The organism is Winogradskyella psychrotolerans RS-3, assembly GCF_000427335.1.
Lineage (GTDB): Bacteria > Bacteroidota > Bacteroidia > Flavobacteriales > Flavobacteriaceae > Winogradskyella > Winogradskyella psychrotolerans.
On record NZ_ATMR01000098.1, the window covers coordinates 38,795 to 56,170 of the forward strand.

At 35.3% G+C, this 17,376-nt stretch carries 12 protein-coding genes; 1 reads left to right on the top strand and 11 read right to left on the bottom strand.

Annotated features, from left to right (window positions below):
• Window positions 1–99: 99 nt before the first annotated feature.
• The 8 genes from ADIWIN_RS10095 to ADIWIN_RS10130 form a co-directional block, all read right to left on the bottom strand.
• A complete protein-coding gene (locus ADIWIN_RS10095) occupies window positions 100–1,893 on the bottom strand; it encodes a cytochrome c oxidase subunit I (protein WP_020894671.1) in 1,794 nt (597 codons plus the stop codon).
• Window positions 1,894–1,923: 30 nt separating this feature from the next.
• Window positions 1,924–2,982 carry a cytochrome c oxidase subunit II gene (locus ADIWIN_RS10100; RefSeq protein ID WP_020894672.1) on the bottom strand — a complete coding sequence of 353 codons (1,059 nt, stop codon included), beginning with the start codon at window positions 2,980–2,982 and terminating at the stop codon, window positions 1,924–1,926.
• Window positions 2,983–3,006: 24 nt separating this feature from the next.
• Window positions 3,007–4,374: a hypothetical protein gene (locus tag ADIWIN_RS10105; RefSeq protein WP_020894673.1), complete on the bottom strand. Its 1,368-nt coding sequence runs from the start codon at window positions 4,372–4,374 to the stop codon at window positions 3,007–3,009.
• Between the two features lie 22 nt (window positions 4,375–4,396).
• Window positions 4,397–4,957 carry a c-type cytochrome gene (locus ADIWIN_RS10110; protein WP_020894674.1) on the bottom strand — a complete coding sequence of 187 codons (561 nt, stop codon included), beginning with the start codon at window positions 4,955–4,957 and terminating at the stop codon, window positions 4,397–4,399.
• Between the two features lies 1 nt (window position 4,958).
• Complete coding sequence (locus tag ADIWIN_RS10115) at window positions 4,959–5,498, bottom strand: DUF3341 domain-containing protein (protein WP_020894675.1); 540 nt, start codon at window positions 5,496–5,498, stop codon at window positions 4,959–4,961.
• 8 nt (window positions 5,499–5,506) lie between these two features.
• Window positions 5,507–7,240, bottom strand: coding sequence for a helix-hairpin-helix domain-containing protein (locus tag ADIWIN_RS10120; protein ID WP_020894676.1), 1,734 nt, complete (start codon window positions 7,238–7,240; stop codon window positions 5,507–5,509).
• A 27-nt stretch (window positions 7,241–7,267) separates the two neighbouring features.
• Window positions 7,268–10,504 (bottom strand): TAT-variant-translocated molybdopterin oxidoreductase, encoded by a 3,237-nt coding sequence (locus ADIWIN_RS10125; protein ID WP_020894677.1) that lies wholly within the window; start codon window positions 10,502–10,504, stop codon window positions 7,268–7,270.
• A gap of 151 nt (window positions 10,505–10,655) precedes the next feature.
• Window positions 10,656–11,945 carry a c-type cytochrome gene (locus ADIWIN_RS10130; protein WP_040756971.1) on the bottom strand — a complete coding sequence of 430 codons (1,290 nt, stop codon included), beginning with the start codon at window positions 11,943–11,945 and terminating at the stop codon, window positions 10,656–10,658.
• Between the two features lie 298 nt (window positions 11,946–12,243).
• On the opposite strand from ADIWIN_RS10130, the gene ADIWIN_RS10135 reads away from it, so the two are divergent.
• Window positions 12,244–12,588: a hypothetical protein gene (locus ADIWIN_RS10135; protein ID WP_020894679.1), complete on the top strand. Its 345-nt coding sequence runs from the start codon at window positions 12,244–12,246 to the stop codon at window positions 12,586–12,588.
• Window positions 12,589–12,695: 107 nt separating this feature from the next.
• Here ADIWIN_RS10135 and infB read toward each other — a convergent pair whose 3' ends face one another.
• The 3 genes from infB to rimP all read right to left on the bottom strand — a co-directional run bounded on the left by infB (window position 12,696) and on the right by rimP (window position 17,305).
• Window positions 12,696–15,509 (bottom strand): translation initiation factor IF-2, encoded by a 2,814-nt coding sequence (gene infB / locus ADIWIN_RS10140; protein WP_020894680.1) that lies wholly within the window; start codon window positions 15,507–15,509, stop codon window positions 12,696–12,698.
• Window positions 15,510–15,594: 85 nt separating this feature from the next.
• Complete coding sequence (nusA, locus tag ADIWIN_RS10145; protein ID WP_020894681.1) at window positions 15,595–16,827, bottom strand: transcription termination factor NusA; 1,233 nt, start codon at window positions 16,825–16,827, stop codon at window positions 15,595–15,597.
• 13 nt (window positions 16,828–16,840) lie between these two features.
• Window positions 16,841–17,305: a ribosome assembly cofactor RimP gene (gene rimP / locus ADIWIN_RS10150; RefSeq protein WP_020894682.1), complete on the bottom strand. Its 465-nt coding sequence runs from the start codon at window positions 17,303–17,305 to the stop codon at window positions 16,841–16,843.
• Window positions 17,306–17,376: the final 71 nt, after the last annotated feature.

A 17,376-nucleotide genomic window follows, 5' to 3' on the forward strand; every position in this document is an offset into this window, starting at 1 on the left:
CAACAAAGTCAAAACAAATATAAAGAAAAAGACCTTTGGATAGCTATCCAAAGGTCTTTTCTAATCTATTATGGGATTCCTGCCTTCGCAGAAATTTGTTTAGTGTTGTAATTCTTCTTCACCTTCCATTAAAGGAACATTCTGAGGCACAAAATCTTCCTCGTGTCCTGGCTTACTATAATCATAAGACCAGCGGTATACGTGTGGTATAGCTCCTGGCCAATTACCGTGTATGTGCTCAACTGGTGTGGTCCACTCTAAAGTTGTAGATCGCCATGGGTTTTGAACCGCTTTCTTACCATAGAACATACTAACAAAGAAGTTATATAAATATATGATTTGTGCTAAACCACCGATGATAGCAAATATAGTAATGATAACATTAGTGTTTGCTAAATCATCAAATAATGGGAAGTTTGAATTTGTATAATAACGTCTTGGTAAACCAGCCATTCCGATAAAGTGCATTGGAAAGAATACACCATAAGCACAAATTGCCGTGATCCAGAAATGTAAATATCCTAAGTTTTTGTTTAGCATACGACCAAACATTTTTGGATACCAATGGTAAATACCTGCAAACATTCCATAAAGAGCAGAAATACCCATTACTAAGTGGAAGTGAGCAATTACGAAATATGTATCGTGAACATTAATATCTAAAGCACTATCACCTAAAATAATTCCTGTTAAACCACCTGTAATAAATGTAGAAACGAAACCAATAGAAAACAGCATCGCCGGATTCATCTGTAGATTCCCCTTCCAGAGTGTTGTTATCCAGTTAAAGGCTTTTACAGCTGAAGGTATCGCAATCAATAATGTTGTAAATGTAAATACAGATCCTAAGAAAGGATTCATACCTGAAATAAACATATGGTGACCCCAAACAATAGTTGATAAGAATGCAATTGCCAAAATTGAAGCAATCATCGCACGGTAACCAAAAATTGGCTTACGCGAACTTGACGCCATAATTTCAGATACTAATCCCATTGCTGGTAAAATAACGATATAAACTTCTGGGTGACCTAAGAACCAAAATAAGTGTTCGAATAATACTGGTGATCCACCTTGATAGTGTAATACTTCACCTTGTATAAATATATCTGATAAGAAGAATGATGTTCCGAAACTTCTATCCATTATTAATAATAATGCAGCAGATAATAATACTGGGAATGAAACCACACCAATAACAGCCGTTACAAAGAATGCCCAAATTGTAAGTGGTAATCTTGTCATAGACATCCCCTTAGTTCTTAAGTTAATTACAGTAACAATGTAATTTAATGAACCTAATAAAGATGAGGCGATAAAGATAGCCATAGATACTAACCATAACGTCATACCTAAACCAGAACCACCTGAAGCCATTGGCAACGCAGATAGTGGTGGATAGATTGTCCAACCTGCAGCAGCAGGACCAGCTTCTACAAATAAAGAACTAATCATTATAACACATGATATGAAGAATAACCAGTAAGATACCATGTTAAGGAATCCCGAGGCCATATCTCGTGCGCCAATTTGCAATGGAATTAAGAGGTTACTAAATGTACCACTCAATCCTGCCGTAAGCACGAAGAATACCATGATAGTACCATGAATGGTTACTAATGCTAAGTAAACATCAGCATCCATAACTCCATCAGGGGCCCATTTACCTAATAACGCTTCAAACAATACATTTGGCTCTTCTGGCCATGCAATTTGCATACGAAACATTATAGACATTAAAACACCAATAACACCCATTAGAGTACCAGTGACTAAGTACTGCTTAGCAATCATTTTATGATCTTGACTAAAGATGTACTTGGTTACAAATGTTTCTTTGTGGTGATGTACGTCGTGATCGTCGTGACCGTGTGTATCTAATATTGCTGACATAATCTGTTTATCTTTTTCTTAAAACCTTAGTTAATTTAACGAATTTGGGAATGTAGTTTGCTCTTTCATCCATGCATCAAATTCTTCTTGAGTTTCTACAATAATCTTCATTTGCATATTGTAGTGCGATGTTCCACAAATTTTATTACATAGTAAAAGGTAATCAAATTCGTATAATAATTCTTGACCAGATTCTTCAATCTCTGCTTTTCTCTCTTGCCTAAGGTCATTGATGTTTTTAACTTTCTTAACAATGTCTGGATTTTGGCGCATATCTTCCGTAGTCACTGTTGGAGTAAAAGCGAATTGCGTTACCATACCAGGAACACAGTTCATTTGCGCTCTAAAATGAGGCATATAAGCTGAGTGTAAAACATCTTGCGAACGCATTTTGAATACCACTGGCTGACCAACTGGTAAATGAAGTTCTGATACAATAACATCATCCTGAGCATTAGGATCCTCTTCATCTACTCCTAAAACGTTAGCACGATCTATATCGATTAATCTTACGTTAGCTTTACCTAAAACATTGTCACCACCACTGTATCTAGCTTTCCAACTAAACTGTTGCGCATACAACTCAATAACCATTGGATCTTCATCTTCATCGACATTCATAATATCGTTCCAAGTGAATAAACCGTAGATAATTAATCCAGCCAATACAATAACAGGAATGATTGTCCATATAAACTCTAATGTATTGTTATCCGCATAGAAAAATGCTTTCTTACCTTTTTCACCTTTATATTTAAAAGCAAAATAGTGTAATAAAAACTGCGTTATGGTTTGTACTACAAAAATAACAACCATAGAGATAATCATAAGATTATCAACTTCAGAACCATGCTCTGATGCCGCATTAGACATTAAAGGTAAATCTCCAATATACCAAAAACAAAGTATAGTAATCACATAGATGAATACTAAAAACCCCATCATTAGGTAACCGTTGATCTTGTTATCTTGATCGTCTGCAACTTGTGTATTTGTTGTACCTACTTGAGCTAGATCAAAAATCTTTACCATTTGCCATATGGCAACCGCTACAAAAATTACAATTATTATCGTTAATAAAGCCGTCATTATCGTTTCTTTTCTTATTTAATATTAATAATGGAAATGTTCACTTTCCTTCATAAAAGGATTCCCTTTTGCTAATAATGGATATTTACCAAGTGATGTAAATACGATAAGCATAAATAACCCACCGAAAAACAATACTGATCCTATCTCTGGAATACCGATAAACCATCTATCTCCAACAGTTGCAGGCATAATCATATTGAAAATATCAAGATAATGTCCAAACAGTATTACAACACCTGTCATCACTACAAACCAAGGAATACGCTTATAATCGCTATTCATTAACAGTAATAATGGGAATAAGAAGTTTAATGCTACCATACCAAAGAACGGTAAATTATAATCCTCAATACGTGTTACAAAATAAGTAACTTCTTCCGGGATATTCGCATACCATATCAACATAAATTGAGAGAACCATAAGTATGTCCAGAAAATACTGATACCAAACATAAATTTAGCTAGGTCATGAATATGACTATCATTCACAAATGGTAGTAATCCTTTAGATTTTAAGAAAATAGTAATTAAAGCAATAACTGTAATACCACTTACAAACATACTTGCAAATACATACCATCCAAACAATGTACTAAACCAGTGTGGATCTACACTCATAATCCAATCCCAAGACATAATTGACTCTGTATAGATATAGAATACTAAGAATGCAGCAGATATTCTGAAGTTCTTTTTAAAGTTGCTATTATCATTAACATCAGCAAGATCTTGTGCTACAGAAAATTTTCTTGAAAAATGACGGTACGCTGACCAACCCCCTAAGAAGATTAATCCTCTAATCATAAACCAAGTTTTATCTAACCAACCTGACTTATTTTGAATTATGGCATCATGTGCTACCACATTTTCATCCATCCAAATAAATATGTGACTATCTGCGAAAAATGCAATTAGTAATACCAATACACCACCAGGTAAAACATAAGATGTAATACCTTCCATGACTCTAAATAGTACTGGTGACCATCCTGCTTGTGCAGCATATTGAATCGCATAAAATGCTAAAACACCTAATGAGATCATAAAGAAAAAGAATGCCGCAACATATAGTGCTGCATAAGGTCTGTTATGTAACTGATGTAAAACATGTTCTTCATGAGTCATTTCATGACCTTCAGCCTCAGCTTCTGCTCCATGTGCATCATCTGCATGACCTTCTTCAGCATGTGCTGCCGATACATTGTGCTCTTCACCATGTGATTCGGTAGCATGTTCATCACCATGATGATCCTCGTTTGCTAGAAATTCAGTTATATTGTCTTCATTAACACTGTACGCATCCATAAAGCCATAACCAACACCTAATACTCCCAAGATCATTAAAATGATTGCTCCTGTTCTTAATCGATTTGAAATTTTATATTCCATTTATATAATCTTTATCTAAATCTTACTTTTCTAAATCTGCCTTAAGCTTCTGAACATAAGCAACAACTTGCCAACGTTCTTCCTCGTTCAATTGGTTAGCATAAGAACCCATTGTATTTTTACCATAATAAAGCGTATGATAAATACTACCCTCAGTAATTGCTCTTCCTATATCTGCATAACTAGGTACACCTAAAATCTTTTCGCGTTGTACCAATTTACCTTTTCCATCACCTTTATTACCGTGGCAAATTCCACAGTAAATACCATATAATGGACCTGCTTTATCATAATCAATTTGAGTAGAATCTAATGGACTAGTTAAGTTTGCTTTTGCAAAAGCATAACCTTCATTTGTGTTTTCAATCTCAAAAGGCATAAAATCTCCTCTTGGAATAGAGCCTTCAGCTGGTAATTGTGCTTCAACTCCATTTGCGAATGCATCAGATTCTTGATAGGCTTCATAACCAATTGACTCGTACATGTTAGGCATATACTGGTAGTTTGGTCTAGAGTTCTCTTGGCAAGACATAAAGCTAACCAACACTGCTAATACAACGATATATTTTGTGGCTTTCTTCATATTAATGTGCATCTTCATCTTTGTTAACAATGTTTATCTCAACTGCACCTGTATCTTTCAACAGATTAGTTAATGATTCTTCGTTATTATGAACTGCTATTTCCATTAAGAAATGGTCATCAGTAGTTCTTGGATCTGGATTTTCAGCTTTCTTAAATGGCCATATTTTACTTCTCATATAAAACGTAATTACCATTAAATGCGCCGAAAAGAACACTGTAAGTTCAAACATAATAGGAACAAATGCTGGCATGTTTTCTAAAAAACTAAAACTTGGTTTACCACCAATATCTTGAGGCCAATCTTGAATCATTATATAGTTCATCATTACCGTGGCAACTGCTAAACCAACAGCACCATATAGAAATGCTGTAATAGCTAAACGCGTTGGTGCTAATCCCATTGCCTTATCTAGTCCATGAACTGGAAAAGGTGTGTATATCTCTTCAATGTGATATCTTTCTGCCTTAACCGTTTTAACGGCTGACATTAAAATATCATCATCGGTATAAATAGCATGAATTACTTTCGAAGCTTCCATAGACTATATTAGTTGTTTATTAAGTTTTTAGCTTGTCCTGACCAATCATCACGTTCTGCTCTTCCTGGGAAAGAACCAGTAATTTCATCTAACAAGTCATATTCTCTTTTTGTCATTTTACTTACTTGCGCATAAGTAAAGATACCAATGTTATTAAGTACATCTTCCATTTTTGGACCAATTCCACTAATAACTTTTAAATCATCAGCCGTTTGTATTGAAGCGTCGAATCTACCAACACCTTCCAATAAATTACCTAATTTCTCAGTATTATCTTGAAGTGGTTTTGAAGCCGTTGTTTCTTCTGGAATCTTAAAATTAGACGTTCTAGAATCAGCACCAGTACCAGAAAGTGTTTCACCACTCTCTCTTATACGCTTATAACGCTCACCTGAAGACTTTAATATTGTTTTAATCTCAGCCTGTGCAATTACAGGGAATGTACGTGCGTATAATAAGAACAGTACAAAGAAGAATCCAATAGTTCCAATGAAAATTCCAATATCTACGAATGTTGGTGAGAACATTGTCCAAGATGATGGTAAGTAATCTCTATGTAATGATGTTACTATAATTACAAAACGTTCAAACCACATACCTATGTTTACGACAATAGAGATAAAGAACGAGAACATAATACTTGTTCTAAGTTTCTTGAACCACATAAATTGTGGTGAGAAAACGTTAAAACTCATCATACACCAGTATGCCCACCAGTAAGGACCAGTTGCTCTGTTTAAGAATGCGAACTGTTCATACTCTACGCCAGAGTACCAAGCAATAAATAATTCTGTAATATATGCCACACCAACAATAGAACCTGTAAGCATAATTACAATGTTCATTAACTCGATGTGTTGTACTGTAATATAATCTTCAAGGTTACACACTTTTCTCATGATAATAAGAAGTGTGTTTACCATTGCGAATCCTGAGAAGATTGCCCCTGCAACGAAGTAAGGAGGGAAAATGGTAGTATGCCATCCTGGAACAATCGATGTGGCGAAATCAAAAGATACAATGGTGTGTACCGAAAGTACTAAAGGTGTTGCTAAACCAGCAAGTACTAAAGATACTTCTTCAAAACGTTGCCAATCTTTTGCGCGACCAGACCAACCGAAACTTACTAAAGAGTAGATTTTCTTTTGGAAAGGGCGAACAGCCCTATCTCTCAACATTGCGAAATCTGGAAGTAAACCTGTCCACCAAAATACTAATGATACCGATAGATAAGTTGAAATAGCAAATACATCCCAAAGTAACGGTGAGTTAAAGTTTACCCATAATGACCCAAATTGGTTTGGAATTGGTAATACCCAATACGCTAACCATGGACGACCCATGTGTATAATTGGAAACAAACCTGCTTGAAAAACCGCGAAGATTGTCATAGCTTCCGCAGAACGGTTAATTGCCATTCTCCATTTTTGACGGAATAGTAATAGTACCGCGGAAATCAATGTTCCTGCGTGACCAATACCAACCCACCAAACGAAGTTAGTAATATCCCAAGCCCAGTTTACTGTCTTGTTAAGACCCCAAACTCCAATACCCGTAGATACTGTATAAATAATACAACCTATTCCCCAAAGGAATGCGACCAAAGCTATACTGAAAACAATCCACCATGCACGGTTGGCTTTGCCTTCAACAGGTCTTGCGACATCAACTGTAACATCGTGATACGATTTTTCTCCAGTTACTAAAGGTCTTCTAATAGGTGCTTCGTAATGAGACGCCATAATTATATACTTGTTTCTTAATTTAATTTACGCTTTTGATGTATTTCTCACCTTTGTCTGATAGATTACGTTAGGTTTTGTCCCCACATACTCTAATAAATGATACATACGATCGTCTTCTTTTAATGCTGTAATTTTACTCTCCTTGTCATTAATATCTCCGAACATCATGGCTCCATTTCCACAGGCTGCTGAACAAGCTGTTTGGAATTCACCATCGTTCACAAGGCGTCCATCACGCTTAGCATCAAGAATAGTTTTCTGTGTTTTTTGAATACACATAGAACATTTCTCCATAACTCCACGAGATCTTACTACGACATCTGGGTTTAATACCATACGACCTAAATCATCGTTCATATAGTAATCAAACTCATCATTCTTGTTGTATAAGAACCAGTTGAAACGACGTACCTTATAAGGACAGTTGTTTGCACAATATCTAGTACCTACACAACGGTTATAAGCCATGTGATTTTGACCCTGACGACCGTGAGCTGTTGCAGCAACAGGACAAACAGTTTCACAAGGTGCATGATTACAATGCTGACACATTACAGGTTGAAATACAACCTGAGGACTATCTGCTGGATTTTCTAATTCACCAAATTCACTTAATGAACTACTTAATCCTGAAATATTATTTTTCTTATCTAAATCGTCTTTGAAAGTATCTTCAGAAGAGTAATAACGGTCAATACGCAACCAGTGCATATCTCTACTACGTCTCATTTCAGATTTACCAACTACTGGTACATTGTTTTCAGCGTGACATGCAATAACACATGATCCACAACCTGTACAAGCATTTAGGTCAATTGATAAATTAAAGTGATGTCCAATAGAACGATCAAATTCATCCCATAAATCAACATCAGGAGATGTTACAGGAGTTTCTATATGATTAAGTGAAACCTGAGGAATAGCATTCCAATGTTTCTTATCTTTTGTATTAAATATCTCTAATGTGGTTTCTTTGATGATATCACCACGCCCCATTAAAGTGTTATGCAACTGTACACAAGCAAATTCGTGCTCACCACCTACTTTACTAATTGTTACTTCTTGAACTGAATTAAAGCCTTGGTATAATGGGTAAGCATTAACACCTGTCTTCATTTCATCTTTAAGTGCTTTAGAAGTTCTTCCAAAACCAAATGCCATACCTACAGATCCTTTAGCTTGACCTGGCTGAATTAATACTGGCACCTTAGGAACAGTAACACCATTTACGGTAACATCTACATAGCTTCCGTTAAGACCACCATTAGCGACATTCTCGTTAATTAAACCATAAGCCTTAGCATCAGCTTGTGATACTGTAATATAATTATCCCAAGACGTTCTTGTGATAGGATCTGGAAATTCTTGTAACCATGGATTGTTAGCTTGCTGACCGTCTCCCATACCTACTTTGGTATAAAGGGATAATTCTAAATTACCGTCCTTAGCAGAATTTGCTAAAGCTCTAGCAGCTGTACCACCTGTTAAAACAGAAGCAGCACCAACATTATTACCATTGTTTGAAGTTGTAGTCGTTTTATATTCATCCTCATCCTCTTCTTTTATCCCAACACCTACTGCAACGTCATGAATAACTCCGCCTAAAAACGTTCTGTCCTTTTCATCTTCTAATTCTGTTGATGTAGTCGTTATTGATCCAGCAGAACCGATACCTGTTGAACCTGAAATAAAAACACCATCTTGAACAGCTTTATTAAATGATGATCCATTTAACACACTCTCTGTCCAAACAGATTTTAAATAATCTCTATAAGACCCAGACGTCTCTGTCCAGCTCATTAATACTTCTTGAAATTGTTTCGTATCAAATAAAGGACGAATTGTTGGCTGCATCATTGAATAATGACCAGATTTAAATTCGAAATCACCCCAAGACTCTAGGTTGTGAGGAGTAGCTGCAATATATTGACAGTTTGTTGATGTTTCGTCTTGTTTCATTGAAAACGCAACCGATAATTCTGTCTTTGCTAATCCTTCAGTAAAATCTGAAGCATTTGGTAATGTATACATTGGATTAACACCATTCATGATGATGGCACCAACTTTACCTGCCTTCATATCAGCTACTAATTGTGTAACTGCTTTATTACTTCCTAATCTTGTTTTAATAGTTGTTTTAGGATCAAAAGCTTTACTTCTTAAATGCTCATTAATTTCTAAAACCGTTGTTTGAGCATTCACATCTTGAATCCCAGAAACAACAACACCATTACTACCAGCTTGACTTAGTTCTTTTGCTGCATCTTTTACCGCTTTATCTAAAACTTCTGGTAAAGATCCTGGCAATGCAACACCAGTTACATAACTATACAATTTAGCAAGTGCTAATTTTTGTTGACTTGGTGTTAATGGTACACGTTTATCTGCATTAGCACCTGATAAAGACATGTTAGATTCAAATTGAATATGTCTAGACATTTTACCATTAGCAGGAATACGCTTTTTAGCATAAGCAGACTCAAAACCACCACCTTGCCAATCTCCTAAGAAATCAGCACCAACAGCAACAATCGTCATAGCTTTTGAGAAATCGTAGTTAGCCATTCCTCTAGAGCCATACTTTGCTTGATATGCATCTAAAGTTGCAGATTCTGAAACCGCATCATAAGCAACGTGATCAACGTTACCATATTTAGTTTTAAAAGCTGCAATTAATTTATTTGTTGATGGACTAGGCATAGATTGTGTTAACAATACTATTTGTTTACCATTAAGTCCTTTTAATTTCGAAGTTGTTTCAGATAAAAAAGTATCCCAAGATATTGCAGACTCACCTTTCATTGGCGACTTCACCCTAAGGTTATCATACAATCCTAAAACTGATGCATTAACTCTAGCATTTGCTATACCGTTAGATGATGCATCCGTATTATTTTCAATCTTAATAGGTCTTCCCTCTCTTGTCTTAACTAAAACACTGGCAAAATCAAAACCATCTGCAATTGTTGTTGCATAATAGTTAGCAACACCAGGAATAATTTCCTTTGGTTGCACTATATAAGGAATTGACTTAATCACTGGTCCTTCACAAGCGGCTAAAGAAGCTGCTGCAGTACTGAAACCAACGTATTTTAAGAAATCACGACGCGATGTTGATGAAGATTCTAACGAATCTTTATCTCCCAAAAATTCATCTGTAGGAATCTCTTCTACAAATTCATTCTGTTGAAGCGCCTCAACAATAGAGCTATTCTCGTTTAGCTCTTCAACACTTTTCCAGTATTTCTTGTTTGATGACATAGTGTTTATTTATAATTTTCGATTTGCGAATTTAAGATTTAAGCTTTTAAAAACTTCAATCAATTCAATCTAAATATTTAACTCTTTTAATTTTATTTTTTTCTCTCCTAATTATGACTTCTAATTTTTCAGAAATCACATAAAACGAGTTTTAGTAATGGCACTTACCACATTCTAAACCACCCATTTGTGCTACAGTTAACTGATCAACACCATATTTTTTAGATAGTTCTTCGTGAATTTTAGTATAATAGTCGTTATCCTTAACTTTTACGTTAGTTTCTCTGTGACAGTTAATACACCATCCCATAGTTAATGGAGCGTGCTGATACATAATTTCCATTTCTTCAACTGGACCATGACATGTCTGACATTCTATACCACCAACTTCTACGTGTTGTGAATGATTAAAATAAGCAAAGTCTGGTAAGTTGTGGATACGTATCCACTTCACTGGTTTAGATTCACCAGTATAACCAGTTCCATCCCATCCAACAGCATCATATAACTTTTGGATTTCACCATTATAATCTACACTATATTCATCCATACCCTCAGCTAACGTTTCTGGCGCTACTTCTGATATTGACTTATGACAATTCATACAAACATTTAATGAAGGAATACCAGAAGTTTTACTCACTCTAGCAGAAGAGTGACAGTACTTACAATCGATACCATTATCTCCAGCGTGAATTCTATGCGAATAATGAATAGGCTGAACAGGCTCGTAACCTTGATCTACACCTACCTGCATAAAGTAACCATACACAAAATAACCACTAGCTAGTAAAAAGACAATAGCAGTAACCAATACTAAAAATTGATTTTGAGCAAAAGCTTTCCATAACGGCGTTCTTTTTTCTTGCTCAGCAACAACTTTAATGTCTTTAGCTTCCGCAAAACGATTTAATGTACGATTTACTAAAACTAAAGCTATTGCTAATAATGCAAATAACAATGCTAACGCCCCAAGAATTAAATCGTTTGACACACCACCCTCTTGCACAGCCCCACCAACAGGCACAGGCGCAACAACAGGCTCTGGCACAGGTGCAGCAGTATAAGCTAACATATCAGAAATATCCTGATCGCTTAACTGAGGAAAAGCAGTCATTGCTGTTTGGTTGTATTCGTTGTAAATCTTTACAGCGTATGCATCACCACTTTTAATTAGTGACGAACTATTTCTAATCCATGCACTAATCCATGCTCTATCTAACCCTTGCTCATCAGCCAATCTAGCTTCAACATTACGTAAAGCCGGACCAGTCATAGGCTTATCTAATTTATGACATGCTGCACAATTAGAATTAAAGAGCGATTTTCCGTTCACCGGATCACCTTCTTGAGCTATAAGGGAGGTTGAAAAAGAAAGCAATAGAACAAGACAAAGACTAAAAATCTTCGAGGTTAAACTACAGTAAATCACCTGTTTCATATTATAAGTTGGATTATCTTCTAAACTTTGGTACGATTTTTTCATTAAAAAAGCGAAAAAAGATGTTTGTAAAAAACTCACGCAAAAGTAACATTTAAAGTCGATTTTGAAAATCTTAGAGAAGTGTTAATAGATAATTTATACTTATTCTAAATAAACTATTTTGAAATTTTATGTGTGATTATTCGTTCCATAAATATCGACAGCTTGAATCGCAATTGATTACAATTAAAATGACAATAAAAAAATTTGCATCGGTTAACTTGAAAATTCTACCTTTGCCTAATAAATTTAACTTATGAAATTAAAAAATAAAACTTTTGCTCTTATAATCTTAGGCTTTAGCCTAACTCTTGCATTGCCTGCACAAGAAGGAGTGGTTAATGTAAGTCAAGATAGTGACATTGATAAACTACTAGAATACAAAAAGGACATTAAAACTTCTAAGGTATTTAGAATTCAGGTATACCAAAATGTAGATATTGATATGGCGCAGCGCGAGAAACAAAATTTCCTAAACTTATTTGATGAATGGCCAGCAGAAATTGTTTGGAACACTCCAAATTATAAAGTTTGGGTAGGTAACTTCGCCAACCGTTTAGAAGCCGATCGTGCTTGGGCAAAAATTAAAAGGAATATATGAATGCTATTATTTTTCAGCCTAAAACTGACTAATAAGATTTCATTTAACTGCATAAAAAAACCGACAATCACTTGTCGGTTTTTTTGTTTCTATAACTTAAGAAGTTATTATTTCAACTTTTTCTTTACTTCTACTTCTTGGAATGCTTCAATAACATCACCTTCTGTGATGTCGTTATAGCCTTTAATTTGCATACCACAGTCATAACCTTTAGATACTTCCCTAACATCATCTTTGAAACGTCTTAGAGCTTCTAATGTACCCGTATGAACAACAACTCCATCTCTAATGATTCTGATTCCAGAATTTCTAAAGATTTTACCATTCATTACCATACAACCGGCAATATTTCCAATTTTAGATACTTTAAATATTTCTCTAATTTCAGCAGTACCTGTAACTTCTTCTTTAACTTCTGGAGATAGCATACCTTCCATAGCATCTTTAAGATCATTAATGGCTGCATAGATAATTGAGTACGTTCTGATATCAATTTCTTCTTTGTCTGCAATCATTCTTGCATTTCCAACAGGACGTACATTAAATCCGACAATAATAGCATCAGACGCTGTTGCTAATAAGACATCACTTTCTGTAATGGCACCAACACCTTTATGTATAATATTGACTTGAATTTCTTCAGTAGATAATTTCTGGAAAGAATCTGTTAATGCTTCAACAGAACCATCCACATCACCTTTAAGGATAATATTTAATTCTTGGAAATCACCAAGAGCAATACGTCTTCCAATTTCATCAAGTGTAATATGACGTTGCGTTCTAACGGATTGTTCACGTTGTAACTGCGCACGTTTCGTTGCAATTTGTTTCGCTTCACGCTCATCAGAGAAGACATTAAATTTGTCACCTGCTTGTGGTGCACCGTCTAAACCTAATATAGATACAGGAGTTGCAGGACCAGCTACTTTAACATCTTGTCCTCGCTCATCTTGCATGGCTTTTACTTTACCACTATTCTTACCAGCTAAAACGTAATCTCCAACTTTTAATGTACCTGCTTGTACTAAAATTGTTGATACATAACCTCTACCTTTATCTAAATAAGCTTCTACTACTGTTCCACTTGCCGCTTTATTAGGGTTCGCTTTTAATTCTAAAAGCTCCGCTTCTAGTAATACTTTTTCTAATAATTCTTTTACACCAGTTCCTACCTTAGCAGAGATATCATGAGATTGAATTTTCCCTCCCCAATCTTCTACTAAAAGATTCATTTGTGCTAAACCTTCTTTTACTTTTTCAGGATTTGCATCTGGTTTATCAATTTTGTTAATCGCAAATACGATTGGAACTCCTGCAGCTTGTGCATGAGAAATCGCTTCTTTTGTTTGAGGCATTATAGCATCATCCGCAGCGACAACAATAATAGCTATATCTGTAACTTGAGCACCACGAGCACGCATCGCTGTAAAGGCTTCGTGACCTGGTGTATCTAAGAATGCTATTTTTTGTCCATTTTCTAATTGTACACCATAAGCACCAATGTGCTGTGTTATACCACCAGATTCACCAGCAATTACATTCTCTTTACGTATATAATCTAATAATGAAGTTTTACCATGATCAACGTGACCCATTACAGTAACGATTGGCGCTCTTTCAACTAAATCTTTTGGATCGTCTTCAACAACTACAATTGATTCTTCAATATCTGCTTTGATAAATTCTACATCAAAACCAAACTCTTCTGCAACAATAGTTAATGTTTCTGCATCTAATCTTTGGTTCATGGTAACCATCATACCTAAAGACATACATGCTGAAATAACCTGTGTTACTCCAACTTCCATCATCGTAGCCATTTCACTTACAGTAACAAACTCAGTAACCTTAATAGTTTTACTTTCTGCTGCTGCAATTTCTTGGTCTATTTCCGATTGTTGACGGTGTTGATCTCTCTTATCTCTACGATATTTAGCTCCTTTACCTTTATTAGACTTTCCTTGAAGCTTTTCTAAAGTTTCACGGATTTGTTTTTGAACATCTTCTTCAGTTGGCTCTTCCTTAACCACTTTTGGTCTTGCAGCATTACCTCCGCGACCTCTTGGTGCACCTCTTTTATTATCAAAGTTTGGTTTACCAGGTGTATCAGTACCCGTTTTGCTAATTCTACGTCTCTTACGTTTGTTAGCATCACCAGGCTTAGCCGTTTCTACTTTTTTCTTCTTTGGCTTATTAAATTGAGATAAATCAATCTTTTTACCTGTAGTAACTGGACCGGTAAGTTTTTTATATTGTGTCTTTAGTGTCTCTTCTACCGGAGCACTTGGAGTCGTTTGAGCTTCCTCCTTTTTAGGATCTACTTTAGGTTTTGGCTTATTAGCTTCAACCTCTTTTTCAATTTTGCTTACCTCCGCTACCTTTTGAACCTTTTCAACTTTCTCCACCTTTTCAACTTTTTCAGTCTCTTTTGGTTTCTCAGCTTCTTTCGGTTTCTCAGCTACTTTTGGTTCTTCCTTAGGTGTTTCAGACTTCACCTCAGGTTTTTCTGCTTTAGGTTCTTCCTTAACTTCTGGAGCTTTAGGTTCTACCTTCTTTTCGGTTTTAGGCTTTTTATCTAAGTCAATTTTACCGACTTGTTTTGGGCCACTTAACTCAGCTTTAGCCTTAACTACAGATTCTCGTTCTGCTTTTTGCTTTTGCTTCTCTTCAATTTCGCGTTCTCTCTGTTCGCGAAGCTCCTCTTTTTCTTTGAGTTTTGCTTCACTTACCTCTTGAGCTTTTTCACGCTTAGATGCATCTGTCTGAAATCCATCTGAAAGCGTTTTGTAAACCTCTGCCGAAATTTTAGTATTAGGGCTTTTCTCAATTTCCACACCTTTGGATTCTAAAAAATCCACAGCACGATCTATTGAAATATTCAATTCCCTTAATACTTTATTTAATCTTGTTGTTTGAGCCATAAATTGCCTGTAAAATACTTAAATATATGTTATACCAATTCAACTTCAAAATGAATTACAAAATTCATTACAAAGTAAATGGATATTATTCTTCAAATTCCTCTCTTAGAATTCTAATGACATCTAAGATTGTTTCTTCTTCTAAATCTGTACGCTTCACTAAATCAACAATATCTTGCTCTAAAATACTTTTTGCAGTATCTAAGCCAGCTTTGCTAAATTCTGAAATTACCCAACCTTCAATTTCGTCAGAGAATTCTTTTAATTCTACATCTTCTTCTGCACCTTCTCTAAATACGTCAATTTCATAACCAGTTAATTGACCTGCCAAACGAATGTTGTGACCACCTCTACCAATTGCTTTTGAAACTTCTTCTGGTTTTAATAAAACCTCAGCTCGCATAGTTTCTTCGTTTAATTTCAACGATGTTACTCTTGCTGGGCTTAATGCTCTTGTTACAAAAAGTTGAATGTTATTAGTGTAGTTAATAACGTCAATATTCTCGTTTCCTAACTCACGTACAATACCGTGAATTCTAGAACCTTTCATACCAACACAAGCACCAACTGGGTCAATTCTATCATCATAAGAATCTACTGCAACTTTCGCTTTTTCACCAGGAATACGTACCACCTTTTTAACTGTAATTAAACCATCAAAAACTTCTGGTATTTCTTGTTCAAATAATTTCTCAAGAAACATTGGAGATGTTCTAGACATTACAATTGCCGGTTTACTTCCCTTTAATTCAACGCTTTCAATAATTCCTCTTACATTTTCTCCTTTTCTAAAGAAATCTGAAGGAATTTGTTTGTCCTTTGGAAGTATAATTTCATTACCATCGTCATCTAACAAGATAATTGCTCTGTGACGAATGTGATGTACCTCTGCTGTGTAAATTTCACCTTCTAGCTCTTTAAAGTGCTTGTAGATGTTTGTATTATCGTGTTCGTGAATCTTAGAAATTAAATTTTGTCTTAAAGCTAAAATCGAACGTCTTCCAAGATCAATTAACTTCACTTCCTCTGCAACATCTTCACCTACTTCGAAATCAGGCTCTATTTTCTGAGCTTCTGATAATTCGATTTCTTGATTTGGTTCTTCTACCTCACCATCTGCAACGACGATACGGTTTCTCCAAATTTCTAAATCACCTTTATCTGGGTTTATAATGATATCAAAGTTATCGTCATCACCATATTTCTTCTTCAATGCATTACGTAATACATCTTCAAGAATTGCCATTAGCGTAACTCTATCTATTAATTTGTCGTCTTTAAATTCTGAAAATGACTCAATTAATGCTATATTTTCCATATATTGATATGAATTAAAATTTTATTTTAACTTTCGCTTCTTTAATATTATCAAAAGCAATAGCTGCTGTTTTAGCGACTGTTACTTTCCCTTTCCCTACTGGCTTAGGCTCTCTCGCTTTCCAGCTTAAAACCACCCCATCTTCGTTCACTTCTGTGAGTTCACCTTCTAAATCTTGATGATCTAAAGTCTTTACTTCTAAATTTCGGCCAATGTGTTTGCTGTACTGTCTTGGCAAAATTAATGGAGTTGCTGCACCAGATGACAAAACTTCTAAAGAAAAATCGTGTTCTTCTCTATCTATGTCGTGTTCAATTGCCCGACTTATAAACATACAGTCTTCTACTAACACTCCATTATCACCATCTATTACGATTTTGACAGCATTATCTCCAGACAAATAAAAATCTATTAAGAACAGATCTTGTCTTTCTTCTAATGCGTTTTGTAATAAGTCTTCTACTATTTTCTTAAACATTTGTTGATATAAAAAGAGAGGACTTTTCGTCCTCTCGCTTATTCATTTTTAGTAAATAACGGTGCAAATAT

Coding starts and splice junctions, on each gene's coding strand:
- ADIWIN_RS10125 (WP_020894677.1), bottom strand. CDS start 10,504: ATGTCATCAAACAAGAAATACTGGAAAAGTGTTGAAGAGCTAAACGAG.
- ADIWIN_RS10130 (WP_040756971.1), bottom strand. CDS start 11,945: ATGAAACAGGTGATTTACTGTAGTTTAACCTCGAAGATTTTTAGTCTT.
- rimP (WP_020894682.1), bottom strand. CDS start 17,305: ATGTTTAAGAAAATAGTAGAAGACTTATTACAAAACGCATTAGAAGAA.
- ADIWIN_RS10120 (WP_020894676.1), bottom strand. CDS start 7,240: ATGGCGTCTCATTACGAAGCACCTATTAGAAGACCTTTAGTAACTGGA.
- ADIWIN_RS10135 (WP_020894679.1), top strand. CDS start 12,244: ATGAAATTAAAAAATAAAACTTTTGCTCTTATAATCTTAGGCTTTAGC.
- ADIWIN_RS10105 (WP_020894673.1), bottom strand. CDS start 4,374: ATGGAATATAAAATTTCAAATCGATTAAGAACAGGAGCAATCATTTTA.
- nusA (WP_020894681.1), bottom strand. CDS start 16,827: ATGGAAAATATAGCATTAATTGAGTCATTTTCAGAATTTAAAGACGAC.
- ADIWIN_RS10100 (WP_020894672.1), bottom strand. CDS start 2,982: ATGACGGCTTTATTAACGATAATAATTGTAATTTTTGTAGCGGTTGCC.
- ADIWIN_RS10095 (WP_020894671.1), bottom strand. CDS start 1,893: ATGTCAGCAATATTAGATACACACGGTCACGACGATCACGACGTACAT.
- infB (WP_020894680.1), bottom strand. CDS start 15,509: ATGGCTCAAACAACAAGATTAAATAAAGTATTAAGGGAATTGAATATT.
- ADIWIN_RS10115 (WP_020894675.1), bottom strand. CDS start 5,498: ATGGAAGCTTCGAAAGTAATTCATGCTATTTATACCGATGATGATATT.
- ADIWIN_RS10110 (WP_020894674.1), bottom strand. CDS start 4,957: ATGAAGAAAGCCACAAAATATATCGTTGTATTAGCAGTGTTGGTTAGC.